The organism is Chryseobacterium sp. SIMBA_028 (assembly GCF_046535285.1).
In the GTDB taxonomy this organism is placed as follows: domain Bacteria; phylum Bacteroidota; class Bacteroidia; order Flavobacteriales; family Weeksellaceae; genus Chryseobacterium.
In genome coordinates this window covers 36,099-51,105 of record NZ_JAWRWZ010000020.1, presented here as the reverse complement: position 1 = coordinate 51,105, position 15,007 = coordinate 36,099, and the positions used below count along the sequence as shown (strand labels likewise).

Here is a 15,007-nt window from a genome sequence, read left to right as displayed (position 1 = left end):
CTCAATCATGCAAACTACTGTCTCAATACCAACACTCGAAAACATTGCTTTTCAAAGACTTGAAAATGAAAATTTCATTACTGGTGAAGTTGATTTCAATCCGACTTATGGGGTTTACACGGGCTATTTGCAGATAACACCGACAATTTGCATCGATTTTACAGATTCAAAGTACTGCTTGGCAGACGAGGGTGAGAAAATCGCAGAAATAAGCTCTGATCTCGAAAATGCTATTGAGAATTACTTAAGAGACAACTACACTATCTCAGATGATGAAAGCGAGTACGATTTTGCAGACATGAGAATTAAACTTCAAAAAGAATATTGATATGAAAACCATCTTAAATCTTTTGATAGCCTCATCAATACTTGTTATGATGAATGATTGCGAAGTAAATGCGGGTAAAACTGCATTAGATTACTCGAATTCAATTTACGCTGCTTTTGGCTTTGTATTATTCGGGTTTTTCAGACTGTATTACAGACAATTCATTGAATTTCTAACTCGGCCACAATGAGACTAAAAAACAGATTTAAGAACCGGTTCATTTCTCATGAAAAATGGATTGAATGGTTTTCGGCCCGTGACTTCAGATCTTCTGTTATCTGTACGCTGGCAAAATTTGAAAAACACAGATTAAAAAAATCAGCATGAAAAGTTTATCAACCAAAATATTAGAGCAAATCCCGATAGAACATATTTATCGATTTCTCGAACAAAAAAACGCTTCCAAAAAGCAAAATGGCGGTGAACGAGTGGGATCGAACACCGCCAGCCGAAAGGCTAAAACAGATGCTCTAACAGCAATGATCAAAGAGTTAGCAAAATAAATAACAATACATATTATGAAAAATTACAAAGAAACTTACAAAGGTTGGGTAATCGTGTCTTACGGCTCTCAGTTCAAATATTATGAAGCTAATAAAAGAACTAAAACAACGATGATCGGTGATGATATTCTAATGATCAGAAAGCAAATTGACCACTTTAACGCTTAAAAACTAAAAGCATGTCAGATATTCAAAAATTACCAACAATAGCAGATTTAACAACCGATTTAGAGGTTGCTTGGAAAAATGATCAGCTGAATTTTCTGCTTAGTCAGAATCCACCTAAAAAATGGATCACTAAACACCCGATCATCAAAAAAGAAGTAATTATAAATGGGCAAAAACAAAAAGTCCCATATGAATACTTACCTATTGACAAGGTAGAACATTTACTTCGAAAGATTTTCAAAGAATATAAAATCGAAATTACTGATCAAGGGTCATCATTCAATGGTGTATGGGTAACGGTGAGAGTGCATTTTAAAAGTCCAATTAATGGTGAATGGTATTTTCATGATGGTATTGGCGCAAGTCAATTACAGACGAAATCCGGCACAAGTCCGGCCGATTTACAAAACATAAATAACAATGCAATATCAATGGCTTTTCCACTAGCTAAAACTTTAGCCGTTAAAGATGCTTGCGATATGTTCGGTAATATCTTCGGGGCAAACCTTAATAGGGCTGATTTAGTTCCATTTATACTTGATACAAATCTTGCAACACCAGGTAAGTCTAACGCTGAAAAAATGGCCTTATGATAAAGTATGCAGTATTTGACACAGAAGAATCATGGTTGGATTTCCGGGCGCCTTATTTTACATCAAGTGAATCATCACTGTTGATGCCAGAACCAAAAAACAAAAGTGAAAAATTATCGGTAGGTGCAAAAACTTACGTGAGAAAATGCGCAGCATCTGTTCTTGCACCACCGCTTTCGCCTCAATACAATCACGCAATGGAGCATGGTAAGAACACAGAACCAGTTGCAGTGATGGGATTAGCAAAGCACTTAGGTAAATCAATAGAAGATGATGATTTCATCTACACTTCAAATAATGGTTTTGTTTTCTTCTATGATGATGAGTTCAATTTAGGTGGAACGCCGGACGTGATAATGAAAGCGCTTAAAATGTCTGCAGAAATTAAATGTCCGAATTCAGATACACACCTTGAACATTTAACCTTGCTTACTCAGGAAGATGTAAAAATCAGTTTACCGAAATACTACGGACAAATGCAAAGTAATATGTACTTGACCCAAACGGATGAGTGTATTTTCATGAGCTATGATAATCGTTTTTACAACGATAAACTACATGAGCATTACATCTACATTCCAAAAGATGAAGAATACATCGAAAGGCTATTAATCAAAGCTAAAGCTGGTAAAGAATACAAAGAACAAATCCTAAAAACCATAAATGAAAAATCATGTCAATCATCCATCATCCGCAAACCTACCAAGCCCCGAAAGTCTACGACAAAGAAGATCACCACAGATTCTGGCTCTGGTATTTAGAAGTAACTCACAGACAGCTCACGAAATCCGAAATGGAAAGCACACGAAAGAATTTCACATACGACATGGATTATTATCTGTCACTCCCGAAACCTAGTAAACACATTGAAATACTATAACCATGAATATTAAGCAGAGAATAACAGAAGTTAGAACTCATATAGACAATCTCCAACTTATAGCAAACAAGCACAAAGAAAATGGCAAGAAACGATGTTTCATTTTGACTTGTGAAGTAATTAAGGACAATAAACAAATCCTGAAAGTCCTTAAAGAAGATCTAAAAAAGCATAACAAAATAATATCCTCCAGAGTTCACCATGTATAGTACAATTAAAGTAAAAACAGGCAAATGTATTGATTGTCCTCGGGATGCTCCTTATCGGCCATTAATAGCTAAAAGATGCCAAAGTCACTACAAGGTTTATCGAGCCAAAGAAAATGCAGAGAAAAACCCTAAGGAAACAAAAGCAAGGAAACCACTTCCAAAGATATCAAAGAAAAAGGCTGTGCAAGATGCAAAGTATATTGCTGCAAAGATTCAATTTATGGGCAAGCCAGAGAACGAGATTTGTCCGGTTACAGGACAACAAACAACTGACGTACATCATAAAAAAGGTCGCGTAGGATTTGCTGATCAGTGGGCAAGAATAAATAACATTACTCTACTACTCGATGAAAGATTTTGGCTCGCTGTTTCCCGAGATGGTCATCGCCAAATTGAAGAAAATCCAAGTTGGGCCAAAGAAAATGGTTACTCACTAAATAGACTTTAACAAATAAAATACACATGGATTTTAACAAAGAAACAAACATCGCACTTGAAAAAGTAATTGCTGAAAAACTACCTCAGATGATTGAGGACAAAACCACAAAAATGATCGAGGATATTGTTTCCGATATTTTTAGATGGGGTAATGTAAAAGACTTAATCAAAAGCAAAATTGAAGAAAGTATCAATGTAAATCTTCAGAAGTTTGATTTAATTGATTACAGCTCTTTGATCGGAAAAGTAATAAACGAAAACTTAGTTAGCCAAGTAAATATACAACCGATCATTGACATGACGCAAAATATTGTCGGATTTGTTGATAAAAAAGAAATTTCTCTTTATGAAATCAACCAAATGTTTATCGAAGCAGCAATGGAGGATCAAGACCAAGATGGAGAAGGTGAAATTACATTTATTGTAGATGATGAAGATGGAAATAGATATAATTGGGTTCGTGTCTATGCTGATATTGAAGCCGATAAAGAAAAAAGACAATGCACTTTTGAATTTACAGTTTCTACAAGAAATGAAGGCGGAAGAATTTTATCAATGTATGTTAATAATTGGCGAGGAAGAAAATCGGCTACACCAGAATTATTATCGCACTTGTATGGTATTGAAGCTAAGATTTTCAGATTGTACTCTGCTCAAGTTAAAATTACTGATTTGGACGGAAGCATGGAAACTTATTGGTCAAGATATTAAAGCACCATGAAAAAATTCAAAAAACGAATCAACATCGATAACGCCACTTCTTTCAAATTAGAATACAGAGATGGCAACGGAGAAATGAAAGAAAAGGAATTTACTTCTTACAAATCAATGGAACAATTTCACAGCCGACAAGAAGCTTTTCTCTATCTGGATTATCACCGCTATGCAATTGTAAATGATAAATGGCATCGGTTCATGAAGCTACGCTCTCCATTTGTTTTCCAAGAAGAATTGGACTTTATAAACAAAACATTCTCAGAAAAGAATGAATCTGAAAATATTCATAATTACAGTATTGAAGAAAATTAAACTCAAAATTAATCATGGATTTAAACAACGGATTTTTCTTAGCAAAAGACAATGAGGGATATTTTATCTACAAAGTAAAGAAGATCGTAAGGCTTACTTCGAAAGATTTTAAGGAGGCCGTAATCGAAGCAAAAATAATCACTAAAAACGAAACGCAAAATGTCAAATAAAGTTATTAAAATAGTTATGGAAGATGGAAGCTCTTTCGATTATGAAGAAAAACCAATTGATCAATTCGGCACCAAAGAAGAAAATTATCCTAAATATAGGTTTTTCAATCAACACAAACATTGGGAAGAAAAAGCACTTTCATACTTCAATTTAGACCTTGAAGAATATGCAAAGGAGAAATTTGATTTAATCGATTCTGACGAGAAAAAAGATCTTGGGGATTTTGATGATGAAGACATAATGGAAGAAGCTGAATCGCGATGCTTGATCACAGAGAATTATCAAATAGAAAATACAAATATCCTAAACGAGGGCTTTATTGAACGGTTTGTAAACATTGTTAACCGTGGAGACATTTCAGAAATAGAAAACATCCTCGAATTGCTTGAATCTAAATACAAAATAGCATGAAATCATTTCCAGCAAACCCAAGAGTAAGAGGTTTTACTTCCTGTGATAATTCTGACAGATATAAGCTACATAAGAAGATTAGAAAGAACGGGATTAATTGTCAAATATTCGCAAGAACGCGAACAGTGATAATTCCTTTAGAAACTGAATCTGTTGACCCGTTATTGATGGAATTATCTTACAAATATGGATATAAAATCCAAACAGAGGCATTTACTTAACCTCTATAATGAAACTTAATCCGGCAAAAATTGAATGAATGTGTAAAAGTCCGGATATTACTTTACAGGCTTACCGTGCCTGGTGTGAATTGCTTTTGAAATTATTAAAAAATGAAGATATGGACATAGTTACTAAAGGATTTAGATTCTATTATGATAAAGATTTGAACTACCTATATAAAGAGGAGCAACAATTTTTACACAATTATTCTGCGTTACGTACTGCTAAACGAAGATTAAGAATGTATGCCAACCTTTTTAACAGAGACATTAGAAAGTTGCTTATTAATGATAATTCTATTTGTGCTAAGTGTTCTTCAAGTCAAAGTTTACAAATTGACCACATTATCCCTGTTGGAAAAGGTGGAAGAAATGAGTTGTCAAACACTCAAATATTATGCTCAAAATGTAATCTATATAAATCTAATAATCCCTAAAACCATGGCAAAGGATAAAAAGTCATTTGTCGCTTACTCAGATTGGAACTCAACTTTTGAAAAGCTGTCAGATGAGGAGGCAGGAAAGTTAGCAAAGATGATGTTTTCTTTTGTAAGCGATTTAAAGCCGGAAGCTCCGGATAGGATTACAGAACTACTCTTCGAACCTATTAAAAATCAATTGGAAAGAGACTTAGAAAAATATAAAGAAGTCAGACAGAAAAGATCTGAAGCAGGACGAAATGGTGGAGTAAAAAGCGGAGAAACGCGAAGCAAAACAGAGCAAAGTGAAGCAAACACAAGCAACAGCAAGCAAATCGAAGCAATTGCTTCAAAAACGAAGCAAAACGAAGCTGTAATTGTTAATGTAAATGATAATGTAATTGTAGATGATAATGTAATTGTAGATGATATTCTTTTAGAAAAAGAATCAAAAGAAACAAAAAGCTTTGATAGAAAAGATTTCAAAAAAAAGCTTTTAACCCTTGGAGTGCTTGAGAAGCATGCAGACGACTGGATACAGGCAAGAAAAAATAAACGAGCTTCTTTCACTGAAAGCGTAATTGATGCAGTAATACGGGAATGTGAAAAATACAACTACTCTTTTCCAGAAGCGATTAGAAACTGTGCTGAAAATAGCTGGCAAGGATTTAAGTATGAATGGCTAAATAATTTAAACAATGGAAAATCAAATAACACTAACCCAAACAACGGCCCTATCAACATCAGAGCGAGTGGAAATAAGGTTGATGGGACAGCCCAATTGCTATCTGGACAAATCCGCTATTTCGAGCCTACCTGAAATTGTCAAAAAACAAGTATTATTCCCATCTGTGAAAGACAAAGAGGTTGGAATCTTCGAAAGAGAGAAAGTTGCTAAGCGATTGATTTCTGCTTTTCAGATGAGCTTTCCAAGACTTGAGGGCGTTATTTACGAAGACGGTATTAATCCGACAGAAGTTGCCATTGCGGAGTTTGGAGCCTATCTCCGGGTATTCCCTTACCATTTAACAGGTGAAGAAGTTCTCGAAGCCTACAGAATGACATCCAGGGGTGAGCTTACGGACTTTCTAGGCAATCGGATTGAATTGTATCCAAACTTAAAGACAGCACAAGCTGGAAAGATCTTAATGGCTTACCAAGATTACAAATGTGAAAGTCAGCAGCATACTTTGGGAATACAAAACCTGAAAAGACTTATAAATCCTGAAACGCCAAGAATTCCAGAAGAAGCCAAGGCCGAAAAACGTAAGAACTGGAAAGCTTTAACACAAGCTGTAAAAGAGAATAAATCATGTGATCATGCCTTTCTATTCTACGAATTAGTGCTAAAAAAAGGTGGGTTAAAAAAGTTTGTTTCAGACCCTATAGCTCAGAAAATAGTCATCAAAAATAAGATGAGAGATATTCTCCAGGCAGAAAGATTAAATAGGAAAGCCGGCCTTTTTAATCAATTCGAAATTAAACACCTTTCAGAGTACTTCAGAGATCCAAAAGAATTTTTACATAAAGACGTAAACTTTGCTTTTGAACGCTTACAAGCAATGGCCACTACCCTTGTCAAAAATGATTTAGTGTATAACTGGATAAAAAAAGAAATCAAGAAAAATGAAACCAGAGTTGAAATGCCTGATACTAACTTATCAGAAGAACCGAATAGATAAATTGACTTACAAACCCAAAAAGAGGAAACTACAACCTAAGATTTATAATCATGAAAACATTAATATTTAAGCTGCTGTTGGCACTTACAATTACTTCTTGTAATCCAGAAAACGATTCTTACGAAAGAGCTTCAAGCTTATTGATTGAGGTTGATTTTAATTCAGGATTTGTAAAAGATGGAGGTTTATTTCTTAATTCCGCAAATGAGTTAGAAGCTGACATTTGTTTTAAAGCTTTAAGAAGCGAAAATCTACCAGATGGGTATTCATCAACAATGCTATGTTTGGGGAGTAATGGAAATATAAGTTACAACTACATTAAAATCATTGGCCCCTCAGGGTCGCAGATCTATTTAGTCACCAGTAGAGAAGAATTAATATTAGTTCATAAAGTAACCTTTTACAATCAAAAAGATTGCCTTAAAAGATGGATTAAAGATTCCTATTTAAAAATCCAATAGACTTGAATTTGCCATTCTCATCCTTAATGAAAAGCTCCTCTCCTTTTTCTTCAACTTCTGCAGGAAAAAGATCACGAACAGGTATTCCAAATGCATCTGCAATTGAATTTAATTTTGCTAAAGTTGGATTTTTCAAATTATCACTTAAAGTGCTTTTTGAAATACCCATTCTTTCTGAAAGTTCGGTTTGAGTCCAACCTCTTTTGCTTAAGTGATTTGTTATATCCAACATAATATTCGACTTTATCGAGACAAAAATATCTATTTATAGATTAATGTTTGATTAAAATAAAATATTTAACAAAATATTAACTATAATAATTTGTTCGATCATAATAAAACATTTTACATTTGCAATACGATCATAGTCGAACTAATTTAAAATTGAGCAGTCCTAGGCAAGTCGAAAAAAGGCCTTTTAAAAATTGAGTTATCAGGCGGTCAGTGGATCGGCCGTCTGATTTTTAAAATTAATCAAAATCAAATTATTATGACAACTGAAGAAATATTACAAAAATGTACAATTGATAACACAGTTGTGAAATTACCAGAAATTCAACTTGAAAGAAACGCATATATGGATGTAAAAAAGAAACTTGAATTGATAGGTGGTAAATGGAAAAGTGGAAAGGTTCAAGGTTTTGTGTTTGAGCAAGATCCAACTGATTTACTTTCTCAAATTCTAAGCGGTGAAAAGAGGAATCTAAAAAAAGAATTCCAATTTTTTGGAACACCGGATAAGTTAGCTGACGAATTGGTGATGTATGCGAATTTACAAAATAACGATACTATCTTAGAACCCTCAGCAGGTCAAGGCGCAATTATTAAGGCAATAAATAAAGTTTGTGATGTAGTGCCAGATTGCTATGAATTAATGGATGTAAATATTTCCATACTACACAAATCAAATTTTGTCTACTCTTTTATAGGTTCTGATTTTTTAAAAAACAATGGCAAATTATATTCAAAAATCATTGCCAATCCACCTTTTACAAAAAATCAAGATATAGATCATTTACAAAAAATGTATAAATGTCTTGCAGATGGAGGTCGATTGGTTTGTATTACTTCTGAAAGCTGGGTAACTGGCTCTCAAAAAAAACAAAGTGATTTTAGAAATTGGCTAAAAGAGAGGGAGGCTAAAGTAATTGATATTCCAAGAGGGGCATTCAAAGAAAGCGGAACAATGGTAGGTGGTAAAATTGTAATTATCAATAAATAAGGCTGACCACCTCTAACGGTCTCATGGTTATTAGTTCCCGGGCTTTCGGGTCGGGGTTTTATTAAAAACAAAAATATTATGGAAACACATATTAAATAGTGGAATAGCTTACCACTTTGGAAAAGAAAGAAATTAGCGTATGATGAACATTGGACGACAATAGAACAAATTACTGATTACCAAATCAAAATGCTTTATGACTATTCACAAAATTACTAAACAACTAAACACACCTTAATTATGAGAACAAAATTTATAAAAGTATCAGTAGAAGAAAGAAAACCAACTATATCAAAAGCGTATCATACGAACTTAGGTATTGTAATGTATGACGATAATATTGGAGTATTTTATAAGCCAGGACACCATAATATACAAATAGATTTTTGGTTAGAAGAGGTCCCAGATATGGAGGATGAAATGATAGAGCTTATGAAAAAACTTGATACTGAATTAGATTATCAAGATAGATGTCGAGAAATGACTGGAGAGCTTTATGAATGTTGGGACGACCTAAAATCTTTACTAACCAAACTAAAACAATAATCATGAACGAATTTAAAGGAACAAAAGGAAAATGGAATATTGACAATTTAACAAGTGAATGTGAGACAAGCATTGTTACAGATGTACACAGAATATGTAATGTTAGTCATTTTGACATTAAAATTGATAAAATTTTAAAAGATACTTCATGGTTAGAGGGAAAGCATAACGCCTTACTAATCTCTAAAGCCCCTGAAATGCTTGAAATGTTAAATCATATATCATGGAAAACAGAACAGATATGTAATGATTCAGGAATGGGATACATAGTTGATTATGATGACATGGATAAGTTGAGAAAATTAATCAAAGAAGCTACAGAACTAAATCCAAAGTCATGAGCCACCAAGAGAAACAAGAGATATTTGACGAAAGATCAAGAAAACAATGGAATTGTAATTTTCAAGAATTTCTGGAAGTTACATTGAGTGAAGTTGAAAACAAAGATATTGGAAGTCAAACGGCAATAAATCAAATAAAAAGCTTGGTTTTCATTGCCTGTGACATGGTCCAAGAGGAACAGCAGAAGAGAATATCGGAGAATGCAGAAATTGGAGGAAATACACATTCACAATGCTGGTGTTTTGTTAACAAAGACTCAATACTTAACCCCGAAAATCTAATCAAATGAAAATACTCAATCTATATGCAGGTGTAGGCGGGAACAGAAAATTGTGGGGAGTTGAACACGAAATAACAGCAGTTGAATTAAAGCCTGATATAGCTGCCATTTACAAAAACTTCTATCCAAATGACAATGTCGTTGTTGGTGATGCTAATGAATACTTGCTTAATCATTATTCAGAATTTGATTTTATTTGGTTGAGTAGGCCTTGCACAAGTCATTCTAGGGCCAACTTCTGGGCTAGTCGGAATAAAGATAACCGTAAAAAAGTAATGCCAGATCTTACGCTTTATAGTGAAATTTTATTCTTACAGAATTGGTACGATGGGCTTTTTGTTGCTGAAAACGTTAAGCCGTACTATAAACCTCTTATAAACCCTACTATTGAATTAGGAAGACATTTATTTTGGTCTAATTTCAAAATATCACAATATCAGGCAATCGACGCTGATATTCACACAGGAAACCAAGAAGAATGGATAAAAACACACGGGATTGATTTGTCAAAGTACAAAATTGAAGGAAGAAAAGATCAATTATACAGAAACCTTGTGCATCCGAAGACTGGTAAACACATAATTGATTGTGCCTTGAAATGTTTTAAGAACAACATTTCACAATTATAGATATTCCAATGAAAGCACTTGAACAACTAACAGCCGATATACGGGAGAAGCTTCCGAGGCTGATGGATCTAACACAAGGCTCAATTATAAAGAGTCTTATTGAGGATAAGCGTAACTACTTAGTTAAAGATTCATTTCTTGAAATTGGCTATAATGAAGATTATACGTGTTTAGTTGACAATCAGCATGTAAATATCAGACAAGTACATCTTGATGGATATACATATAAACTAGAATCATTTGAAATAATAGGCAAAGAACCAATTCTTAATGATGTTCTTGAATGGCATTCAAAGCATCATTCAAAAAACAGCCACTTTGAAGTTTTCAATATTGTAATGAATGATGTAAAGCATCCAGCCGGAGTTTTCCTTGATTATTCAGAAGAAGACACGGCAAGATTTATATGGGACCTCTCGAAGCCTTATCTTAAGGATCAAACCCCTGAACTTATCACTTTTTTACACGGATTGATTAAAAAAGAAAAAATTAGGAAACGATAACCAATAAAAAAACAAAACAATGAAAATACTAGAATTAGAATTAAATAAAAGACTCCTTATTGTGGAGTTTGACGATGTAGAGCATTTTGAAAATGTAATATCATGTGATAAACAAGGGATAAGATTTTGCTCAGATGATGATGAACCGACTAAACTAATTTGCCAATGCTCAGAACTTACTGAGGACATTGCAAAGGTATTTCTGCATCAATCTATTCATACTAAACTATTCGCGCATTATGTCAAAGGTATTCCTGTAAATACATATTGTTATAAATCTTATTTAGACTCATTCATTTCCGCAATAGAGTCGAAAGGCTACCATTGGGGAGATAATCCGATTGAAAAACCAATTAAAGATCAAACCCATTGTGCTAATTGGCAGAAAAAAGCTTTTAATCAAAAGTTTGACAAATATAAAGAAGCCGAATCCCGCACATTCAACCCTGAAAAAACTATAATTTTTGAAATACTTTAACCATGACAAACGAAGATAAATTAAGAATATACGCTGCGTATCTGCCGTATGGGTTGAAAGGAAGAACAATTTACAATATTGATGATGATGAATTAAATGAAGATTGCACACTCGCTTTAAGAGATGGGTTGAATAATGTTGTAGGGATTGATGATTGGTTAAATAGGCGCACATATCCAATTAAACCATGTTTGTATGACCTCTCCTATTTAACCAAGGAGATAGAGCATGAGGGGGAAAGGTTTGTTCCAATGATTAAACTTCTGGAATTACAAGAAACAAATGCTTTCTCTAAAAACCCAATCATTAAAAACGCTAACGCATTCAATCACGATAAGGTTATCGACTGTAAAAGCAAAATATTTAAAATTAGTCCAAATGAAATGACAGAGCACAAGGTTCGATATTTGGTTGAAACGTCAAACATGGGAACGCTTATTTATTCCTTAACCTATGATGAACATTTTGATAGATTTTATCACTATGACGAAACAAGAAACATGGTTTTAGGAGTAGGACATCAAAGACAAATGTTTGAAAAATTATACGAATGGCACTTCAATGTCTTCAACCTCCCTGAATCCGAATACATAAACAAAGCAACTTTAACAAACAAATAATAAAGCAATGGATAACATTTTAAAACAAATACAGGAATTATGTAATGGAATCGAATATTCACGCCACGTACCATATGAGGCTGAAAAATTAGCTAAAGAAAACGGTGTGGTTATCATCGTTGGTGGATCAGATGATCTAATGTATTGCTACGGTGCGGATTGTTATTTGACTAATGAAGTAGAACATGGTGTTGGCTGGGATGGCGAAGATTTAACCGAATATGAGCACGATGCTCAACTTAGAAGTGAAGCAAGGCAATTAGGGCTTAAAATATTCTGGGCTGGGGAAATTTCTAACACTGGTGAAAGAAAAGAAAATTATTCAACAGAAGAAAGCGGAGCATTCTCATATTCTGTCAATCCTGAAATCGAACATTTGGAATTTAAAGTATGTGAGAGTCAAAATGATTTTTCAGACATCTATTGCACTGGTATCATTATTAAACTTCCTGAAAATTTTACACCAGCAAATATTTAACCCCATGCCATCTTAGGGTGGCGCTTTAAAACTAAATTATGGAAACAAAAGAATTTTGTTCAGTTTATGAAATTACACAAAACGGGACCGTAACCAATAAAATAACTGGTAAAGTTTTGAAGCCAGATATTTCAACAGGATACGCAACTTTAGTTTTGTCCAAAAACGGTTTTAAGAAGAAGTATTCAGTTCATCGTCTTGTTGCAGAATTGTACATTATTAACCCAGAAAATAAACCTTGTGTTAATCATAAGAATGGAATCAAAACTGATAATAGTATAGAAAGTTTAGAATGGTGTACCTATGCTGAAAACGAACGTCATTCAATTGATGTATTAGGAAAAAAAAGAATTATCACAGAAACAACAAAGGACCGAATAAGCAAGGCTAATAAAGGGAATGTATTTTCAAAAACTATTAAAAATAAACTATCTTCTTTACGTAAAGGCAAGCCTGCCCATAATAAAGTATCAGTGATTTTAAATAATTCTATTGTATATGAAAGCGTGAGCCATGCAGCAAAGGAAAATAGAATTTCACGGGCTTCTATTACAAATAATATCAACGGCAAAAGTAAAACAACAAAAGTAGGAATATGGAAATATCTTCAAAAGAACTAAAAATAGGAAACTATATGATGGCTGGAAGCTTATTAACCCAAGTAACCACGATCAATAGAAATAATTTTATTGTGACTGAATTAGAAACTTCGGATGGTGAATTTAATTATAACTCCGACCAATGCAATATTAATCCAGTCATTTTAACCGAAGAGTGGCTGATTAAGTTTGGGTTTGAGAAAAGAGAAGTTTATATGCTAGGGGTTAAATATGATGGCTGGTTAAATTTCTCTTTTCATTTAGATATAAATCATATTAAAAATACTTATTTCTATCATTGGATGGGTGGTAATATAGAAGTGAAACACGTCCACCAACTGCAGAACCTTTATTTTGCCCTTACTGGGGAAGAACTTACAGTAAAATAATAGTATGAATTCCGGAAACCCGTAATAACAACCCATTCAACCTAATTAAATTTGAACTATGAAAGAATATGATAAGTTGGAAATAGCAGAGATAATTATGTGGGCTATCGTGGCTATTTACTCAATATATTTGATTTTATAAGTATCTTTACTGCATGGAAGAAATAGAAGAAAAATTCATGGAACTTGTTAAAGAGCAATACGACAAGACTGGAGGCAGTAACGGCTTTAAGCCATATAAAGCAGCGGAAACACTTGAAATTTCAGATGAAGAGCTTTCTACAATGATAAAAAAGTTATTAAATGAAAAGAAAATAGCATATCTGAATCCACTCAACGGAAGAACAATCACTTTACCAAAATAAAGCCCCTGCAAAACAGGGGTTATTTTGTCTAAAATCTGACGCCTTTTTCTTTGAGTAAATATATTTCACGATGTAAAACATTTGCCGTTAAATCTTCATTTTTCACAAGACTCCAAACATAATGTAAAAGATCAAATATATCTTTATTTACTGTTGCTGATAAAAACACATAAAGATTGCCACGGTCTTTATCTTCGAAGTACTCCTGATTGAATGACATTACATTCTCAGCTTCAATCTCCCATTTTGTTCGAAAATACCCATCAAATTCAATTTTCCTTTCTACGGCTTCATAATGAATAATCCCCATAGAGGATTCATAAAAGCTATTTATGTCTTCCGGTGCATCCATCGCTATATTAGCAATAATTGCCATTACATGATTCCTTTCCATATTAAAAAAGTGTTGGTGGTGGTAATTTATGAGGTTCGAGATTAACAGCGACTAGAGCTGGATCATAAGCTGGAAAAACAAACTCTTCAATTGGTTCATCCTTAAGAAATCGATCCGCCATTTTCGCATCCAAGCAAATAGGCATCCTCATTTTTGAATTATGGACTATACTCATTAATTCATTTGCGACGGTCGTAACAATCCCCACTCCTATTTCGTTGTTTTCCCAAACATCATAAAATCCCGCCAAGTATAAGTGATCTGTATTTTTCCATAATACTTCATGTTTTACTTTTGCGGGCGTTTTCTTTCCGGGAATAGAAACATGTTGAAAGTCGTAGAATCCGGATATAGGTACAACGCACCGGTTATGCTCAAACTTCTTATAATAAGTATGAGTGTTTTCGGCAGTTAGGTTCAATCCTTTTGCTGGCTTATCTTTGGGAATCTCAGTGTACAATCCCCAGGTCCCGTGGGTGATTTTACGTCCATTATGTTCTAAAACAATTGGCATTGCCGGTCTTGTGAATGCTGAAACATTTTCCTCCTGAACATAATCACTCTCGTAATTTTCTGCATCCAATTCTTCAGCAATCTTTTTTAGATCGACCTTTTTATTATTGAATGAGTAACACATAGTATAAATTTA

At 33.7% G+C, this 15,007-nt stretch carries 29 protein-coding genes; 26 read left to right on the top strand and 3 right to left on the bottom strand.

Features of this window, described 5'->3' with window-relative positions:
- The first annotated feature begins 7 nt into the window (after positions 1 to 7).
- From SCA31_RS21170 to SCA31_RS21105, 14 genes are all read left to right on the top strand, one after another.
- Entirely contained in the window at positions 8 to 328 is a 321-nt protein-coding gene (locus SCA31_RS21170) for a hypothetical protein (protein WP_410698980.1), read from the top strand.
- 323 nt (positions 329 to 651) lie between these two features.
- Complete coding sequence (locus tag SCA31_RS21165) at positions 652 to 831, top strand: hypothetical protein (protein WP_410698979.1); 180 nt, start codon at positions 652 to 654, stop codon at positions 829 to 831.
- A gap of 15 nt (positions 832 to 846) precedes the next feature.
- On the top strand, positions 847 to 999 hold the full coding sequence (locus SCA31_RS21160) for a hypothetical protein (protein ID WP_410698978.1): 153 nt from the start codon (positions 847 to 849) through the stop codon (positions 997 to 999).
- 11 nt (positions 1,000 to 1,010) lie between these two features.
- Positions 1,011 to 1,592 carry a hypothetical protein gene (locus tag SCA31_RS21155; protein ID WP_410698977.1) on the top strand — a complete coding sequence of 194 codons (582 nt, stop codon included), beginning with the start codon at positions 1,011 to 1,013 and terminating at the stop codon, positions 1,590 to 1,592.
- Positions 1,589 to 2,353 carry a YqaJ viral recombinase family protein gene (locus tag SCA31_RS21150; protein WP_410698976.1) on the top strand — a complete coding sequence of 255 codons (765 nt, stop codon included), beginning with the start codon at positions 1,589 to 1,591 and terminating at the stop codon, positions 2,351 to 2,353. The genes SCA31_RS21155 and SCA31_RS21150 overlap by 4 nt, the downstream gene beginning before the upstream one ends.
- A 320-nt stretch (positions 2,354 to 2,673) precedes the next feature.
- Positions 2,674 to 3,129: a hypothetical protein gene (locus tag SCA31_RS21145; RefSeq protein WP_410698975.1), complete on the top strand. Its 456-nt coding sequence runs from the start codon at positions 2,674 to 2,676 to the stop codon at positions 3,127 to 3,129.
- A 14-nt stretch (positions 3,130 to 3,143) separates the two neighbouring features.
- Complete coding sequence (locus SCA31_RS21140) at positions 3,144 to 3,830, top strand: hypothetical protein (protein WP_410698974.1); 687 nt, start codon at positions 3,144 to 3,146, stop codon at positions 3,828 to 3,830.
- 6 nt (positions 3,831 to 3,836) lie between these two features.
- Complete coding sequence (locus tag SCA31_RS21135) at positions 3,837 to 4,148, top strand: hypothetical protein (RefSeq protein ID WP_410698973.1); 312 nt, start codon at positions 3,837 to 3,839, stop codon at positions 4,146 to 4,148.
- 14 nt (positions 4,149 to 4,162) lie between these two features.
- Positions 4,163 to 4,318: a hypothetical protein gene (locus tag SCA31_RS21130; RefSeq protein ID WP_410698972.1), complete on the top strand. Its 156-nt coding sequence runs from the start codon at positions 4,163 to 4,165 to the stop codon at positions 4,316 to 4,318.
- On the top strand, positions 4,308 to 4,730 hold the full coding sequence (locus SCA31_RS21125; RefSeq protein ID WP_410698971.1) for a hypothetical protein: 423 nt from the start codon (positions 4,308 to 4,310) through the stop codon (positions 4,728 to 4,730). The genes SCA31_RS21130 and SCA31_RS21125 overlap by 11 nt, the downstream gene beginning before the upstream one ends.
- Positions 4,731 to 4,989: 259 nt before the next feature.
- On the top strand, positions 4,990 to 5,388 hold the full coding sequence (locus SCA31_RS21120; protein ID WP_410698970.1) for an HNH endonuclease: 399 nt from the start codon (positions 4,990 to 4,992) through the stop codon (positions 5,386 to 5,388).
- Between the two features lie 4 nt (positions 5,389 to 5,392).
- On the top strand, positions 5,393 to 6,190 hold the full coding sequence (locus tag SCA31_RS21115) for a DUF6291 domain-containing protein (RefSeq protein WP_410698969.1): 798 nt from the start codon (positions 5,393 to 5,395) through the stop codon (positions 6,188 to 6,190).
- Positions 6,138 to 7,052 (top strand): hypothetical protein, encoded by a 915-nt coding sequence (locus tag SCA31_RS21110; RefSeq protein ID WP_410698968.1) that lies wholly within the window; start codon positions 6,138 to 6,140, stop codon positions 7,050 to 7,052. Before SCA31_RS21115 ends, SCA31_RS21110 begins: the two co-directional genes overlap by 53 nt.
- A gap of 50 nt (positions 7,053 to 7,102) precedes the next feature.
- Positions 7,103 to 7,513: a hypothetical protein gene (locus SCA31_RS21105; RefSeq protein WP_410698967.1), complete on the top strand. Its 411-nt coding sequence runs from the start codon at positions 7,103 to 7,105 to the stop codon at positions 7,511 to 7,513.
- On the opposite strand, the gene SCA31_RS21100 is transcribed toward SCA31_RS21105, so the two are convergent.
- Entirely contained in the window at positions 7,485 to 7,745 is a 261-nt protein-coding gene (locus SCA31_RS21100) for a helix-turn-helix domain-containing protein (protein ID WP_410698966.1), read from the bottom strand. The genes SCA31_RS21105 and SCA31_RS21100 overlap by 29 nt on opposite strands.
- Positions 7,746 to 8,003: 258 nt before the next feature.
- Between SCA31_RS21100 and SCA31_RS21095 the strand changes: the two genes are divergently transcribed.
- The 12 genes from SCA31_RS21095 (at position 8,004) to SCA31_RS21040 (ending at position 13,964) form a co-directional block, all read left to right on the top strand.
- Positions 8,004 to 8,735, top strand: coding sequence for a hypothetical protein (locus tag SCA31_RS21095; protein ID WP_410698965.1), 732 nt, complete (start codon positions 8,004 to 8,006; stop codon positions 8,733 to 8,735).
- A 240-nt stretch (positions 8,736 to 8,975) separates the two neighbouring features.
- Positions 8,976 to 9,281, top strand: a complete 306-nt coding sequence (locus SCA31_RS21090) for a hypothetical protein (RefSeq protein WP_410698964.1) — start codon at positions 8,976 to 8,978, stop codon at positions 9,279 to 9,281.
- Positions 9,282 to 9,283: 2 nt separating this feature from the next.
- Positions 9,284 to 9,622, top strand: a complete 339-nt coding sequence (locus tag SCA31_RS21085; RefSeq protein ID WP_410698963.1) for a hypothetical protein — start codon at positions 9,284 to 9,286, stop codon at positions 9,620 to 9,622.
- On the top strand, positions 9,619 to 9,912 hold the full coding sequence (locus SCA31_RS21080) for a hypothetical protein (protein ID WP_410698962.1): 294 nt from the start codon (positions 9,619 to 9,621) through the stop codon (positions 9,910 to 9,912). The genes SCA31_RS21085 and SCA31_RS21080 overlap by 4 nt, the downstream gene beginning before the upstream one ends.
- Positions 9,909 to 10,532, top strand: coding sequence for a DNA cytosine methyltransferase (locus tag SCA31_RS21075; RefSeq protein ID WP_410698961.1), 624 nt, complete (start codon positions 9,909 to 9,911; stop codon positions 10,530 to 10,532). The genes SCA31_RS21080 and SCA31_RS21075 overlap by 4 nt, the downstream gene beginning before the upstream one ends.
- An 8-nt stretch (positions 10,533 to 10,540) precedes the next feature.
- Complete coding sequence (locus SCA31_RS21070) at positions 10,541 to 11,035, top strand: hypothetical protein (protein WP_410698960.1); 495 nt, start codon at positions 10,541 to 10,543, stop codon at positions 11,033 to 11,035.
- A gap of 19 nt (positions 11,036 to 11,054) precedes the next feature.
- Positions 11,055 to 11,513 carry a hypothetical protein gene (locus SCA31_RS21065; RefSeq protein ID WP_410698959.1) on the top strand — a complete coding sequence of 153 codons (459 nt, stop codon included), beginning with the start codon at positions 11,055 to 11,057 and terminating at the stop codon, positions 11,511 to 11,513.
- 2 nt (positions 11,514 to 11,515) lie between these two features.
- On the top strand, positions 11,516 to 12,133 hold the full coding sequence (locus SCA31_RS21060; protein WP_410698958.1) for a hypothetical protein: 618 nt from the start codon (positions 11,516 to 11,518) through the stop codon (positions 12,131 to 12,133).
- Between the two features lie 7 nt (positions 12,134 to 12,140).
- Positions 12,141 to 12,611, top strand: coding sequence for a hypothetical protein (locus SCA31_RS21055; protein ID WP_410698957.1), 471 nt, complete (start codon positions 12,141 to 12,143; stop codon positions 12,609 to 12,611).
- A 38-nt stretch (positions 12,612 to 12,649) separates the two neighbouring features.
- The gene (locus SCA31_RS21050; RefSeq protein WP_410698956.1) at positions 12,650 to 13,231 is read left to right on the top strand and encodes an HNH endonuclease; all 582 of its coding nucleotides are present in this window, start codon (positions 12,650 to 12,652) and stop codon (positions 13,229 to 13,231) included.
- On the top strand, positions 13,207 to 13,599 hold the full coding sequence (locus tag SCA31_RS21045) for a hypothetical protein (RefSeq protein WP_410698955.1): 393 nt from the start codon (positions 13,207 to 13,209) through the stop codon (positions 13,597 to 13,599). The genes SCA31_RS21050 and SCA31_RS21045 overlap by 25 nt, the downstream gene beginning before the upstream one ends.
- 155 nt (positions 13,600 to 13,754) lie before the next feature.
- Positions 13,755 to 13,964, top strand: coding sequence for a hypothetical protein (locus SCA31_RS21040; protein WP_410698954.1), 210 nt, complete (start codon positions 13,755 to 13,757; stop codon positions 13,962 to 13,964).
- A 28-nt stretch (positions 13,965 to 13,992) separates the two neighbouring features.
- Here SCA31_RS21040 and SCA31_RS21035 read toward each other — a convergent pair whose 3' ends face one another.
- Both SCA31_RS21035 and SCA31_RS21030 read right to left on the bottom strand, forming a co-directional pair.
- Positions 13,993 to 14,358, bottom strand: coding sequence for a hypothetical protein (locus SCA31_RS21035; protein ID WP_410698953.1), 366 nt, complete (start codon positions 14,356 to 14,358; stop codon positions 13,993 to 13,995).
- A gap of 1 nt (position 14,359) precedes the next feature.
- Positions 14,360 to 14,995, bottom strand: a complete 636-nt coding sequence (locus SCA31_RS21030) for an SOS response-associated peptidase family protein (RefSeq protein WP_410698952.1) — start codon at positions 14,993 to 14,995, stop codon at positions 14,360 to 14,362.
- Between the last annotated feature and the right edge of the window lie 12 nt (positions 14,996 to 15,007).

Bases quoted from the DNA above. Each gene is read 5' to 3' on its own strand.
- SCA31_RS21170 (WP_410698980.1), top strand. From the start codon at position 8: ATGCAAACTACTGTCTCAATACCAACACTCGAAAACATTGCTTTTCAA.
- SCA31_RS21165 (WP_410698979.1), top strand. From the start codon at position 652: ATGAAAAGTTTATCAACCAAAATATTAGAGCAAATCCCGATAGAACAT.
- SCA31_RS21160 (WP_410698978.1), top strand. From the start codon at position 847: ATGAAAAATTACAAAGAAACTTACAAAGGTTGGGTAATCGTGTCTTAC.
- SCA31_RS21155 (WP_410698977.1), top strand. From the start codon at position 1,011: ATGTCAGATATTCAAAAATTACCAACAATAGCAGATTTAACAACCGAT.
- SCA31_RS21150 (WP_410698976.1), top strand. From the start codon at position 1,589: ATGATAAAGTATGCAGTATTTGACACAGAAGAATCATGGTTGGATTTC.
- SCA31_RS21145 (WP_410698975.1), top strand. From the start codon at position 2,674: ATGTATAGTACAATTAAAGTAAAAACAGGCAAATGTATTGATTGTCCT.
- SCA31_RS21140 (WP_410698974.1), top strand. From the start codon at position 3,144: ATGGATTTTAACAAAGAAACAAACATCGCACTTGAAAAAGTAATTGCT.
- SCA31_RS21135 (WP_410698973.1), top strand. From the start codon at position 3,837: ATGAAAAAATTCAAAAAACGAATCAACATCGATAACGCCACTTCTTTC.
- SCA31_RS21130 (WP_410698972.1), top strand. From the start codon at position 4,163: ATGGATTTAAACAACGGATTTTTCTTAGCAAAAGACAATGAGGGATAT.
- SCA31_RS21125 (WP_410698971.1), top strand. From the start codon at position 4,308: ATGTCAAATAAAGTTATTAAAATAGTTATGGAAGATGGAAGCTCTTTC.
- SCA31_RS21120 (WP_410698970.1), top strand. From the start codon at position 4,990: ATGTGTAAAAGTCCGGATATTACTTTACAGGCTTACCGTGCCTGGTGT.
- SCA31_RS21115 (WP_410698969.1), top strand. From the start codon at position 5,393: ATGGCAAAGGATAAAAAGTCATTTGTCGCTTACTCAGATTGGAACTCA.
- SCA31_RS21110 (WP_410698968.1), top strand. From the start codon at position 6,138: ATGGGACAGCCCAATTGCTATCTGGACAAATCCGCTATTTCGAGCCTA.
- SCA31_RS21105 (WP_410698967.1), top strand. From the start codon at position 7,103: ATGAAAACATTAATATTTAAGCTGCTGTTGGCACTTACAATTACTTCT.
- SCA31_RS21100 (WP_410698966.1), bottom strand. From the start codon at position 7,745: ATGTTGGATATAACAAATCACTTAAGCAAAAGAGGTTGGACTCAAACC.
- SCA31_RS21095 (WP_410698965.1), top strand. From the start codon at position 8,004: ATGACAACTGAAGAAATATTACAAAAATGTACAATTGATAACACAGTT.
- SCA31_RS21090 (WP_410698964.1), top strand. From the start codon at position 8,976: ATGAGAACAAAATTTATAAAAGTATCAGTAGAAGAAAGAAAACCAACT.
- SCA31_RS21085 (WP_410698963.1), top strand. From the start codon at position 9,284: ATGAACGAATTTAAAGGAACAAAAGGAAAATGGAATATTGACAATTTA.
- SCA31_RS21080 (WP_410698962.1), top strand. From the start codon at position 9,619: ATGAGCCACCAAGAGAAACAAGAGATATTTGACGAAAGATCAAGAAAA.
- SCA31_RS21075 (WP_410698961.1), top strand. From the start codon at position 9,909: ATGAAAATACTCAATCTATATGCAGGTGTAGGCGGGAACAGAAAATTG.
- SCA31_RS21070 (WP_410698960.1), top strand. From the start codon at position 10,541: ATGAAAGCACTTGAACAACTAACAGCCGATATACGGGAGAAGCTTCCG.
- SCA31_RS21065 (WP_410698959.1), top strand. From the start codon at position 11,055: ATGAAAATACTAGAATTAGAATTAAATAAAAGACTCCTTATTGTGGAG.
- SCA31_RS21060 (WP_410698958.1), top strand. From the start codon at position 11,516: ATGACAAACGAAGATAAATTAAGAATATACGCTGCGTATCTGCCGTAT.
- SCA31_RS21055 (WP_410698957.1), top strand. From the start codon at position 12,141: ATGGATAACATTTTAAAACAAATACAGGAATTATGTAATGGAATCGAA.
- SCA31_RS21050 (WP_410698956.1), top strand. From the start codon at position 12,650: ATGGAAACAAAAGAATTTTGTTCAGTTTATGAAATTACACAAAACGGG.
- SCA31_RS21045 (WP_410698955.1), top strand. From the start codon at position 13,207: ATGGAAATATCTTCAAAAGAACTAAAAATAGGAAACTATATGATGGCT.
- SCA31_RS21040 (WP_410698954.1), top strand. From the start codon at position 13,755: ATGGAAGAAATAGAAGAAAAATTCATGGAACTTGTTAAAGAGCAATAC.
- SCA31_RS21035 (WP_410698953.1), bottom strand. From the start codon at position 14,358: ATGGAAAGGAATCATGTAATGGCAATTATTGCTAATATAGCGATGGAT.
- SCA31_RS21030 (WP_410698952.1), bottom strand. From the start codon at position 14,995: ATGTGTTACTCATTCAATAATAAAAAGGTCGATCTAAAAAAGATTGCT.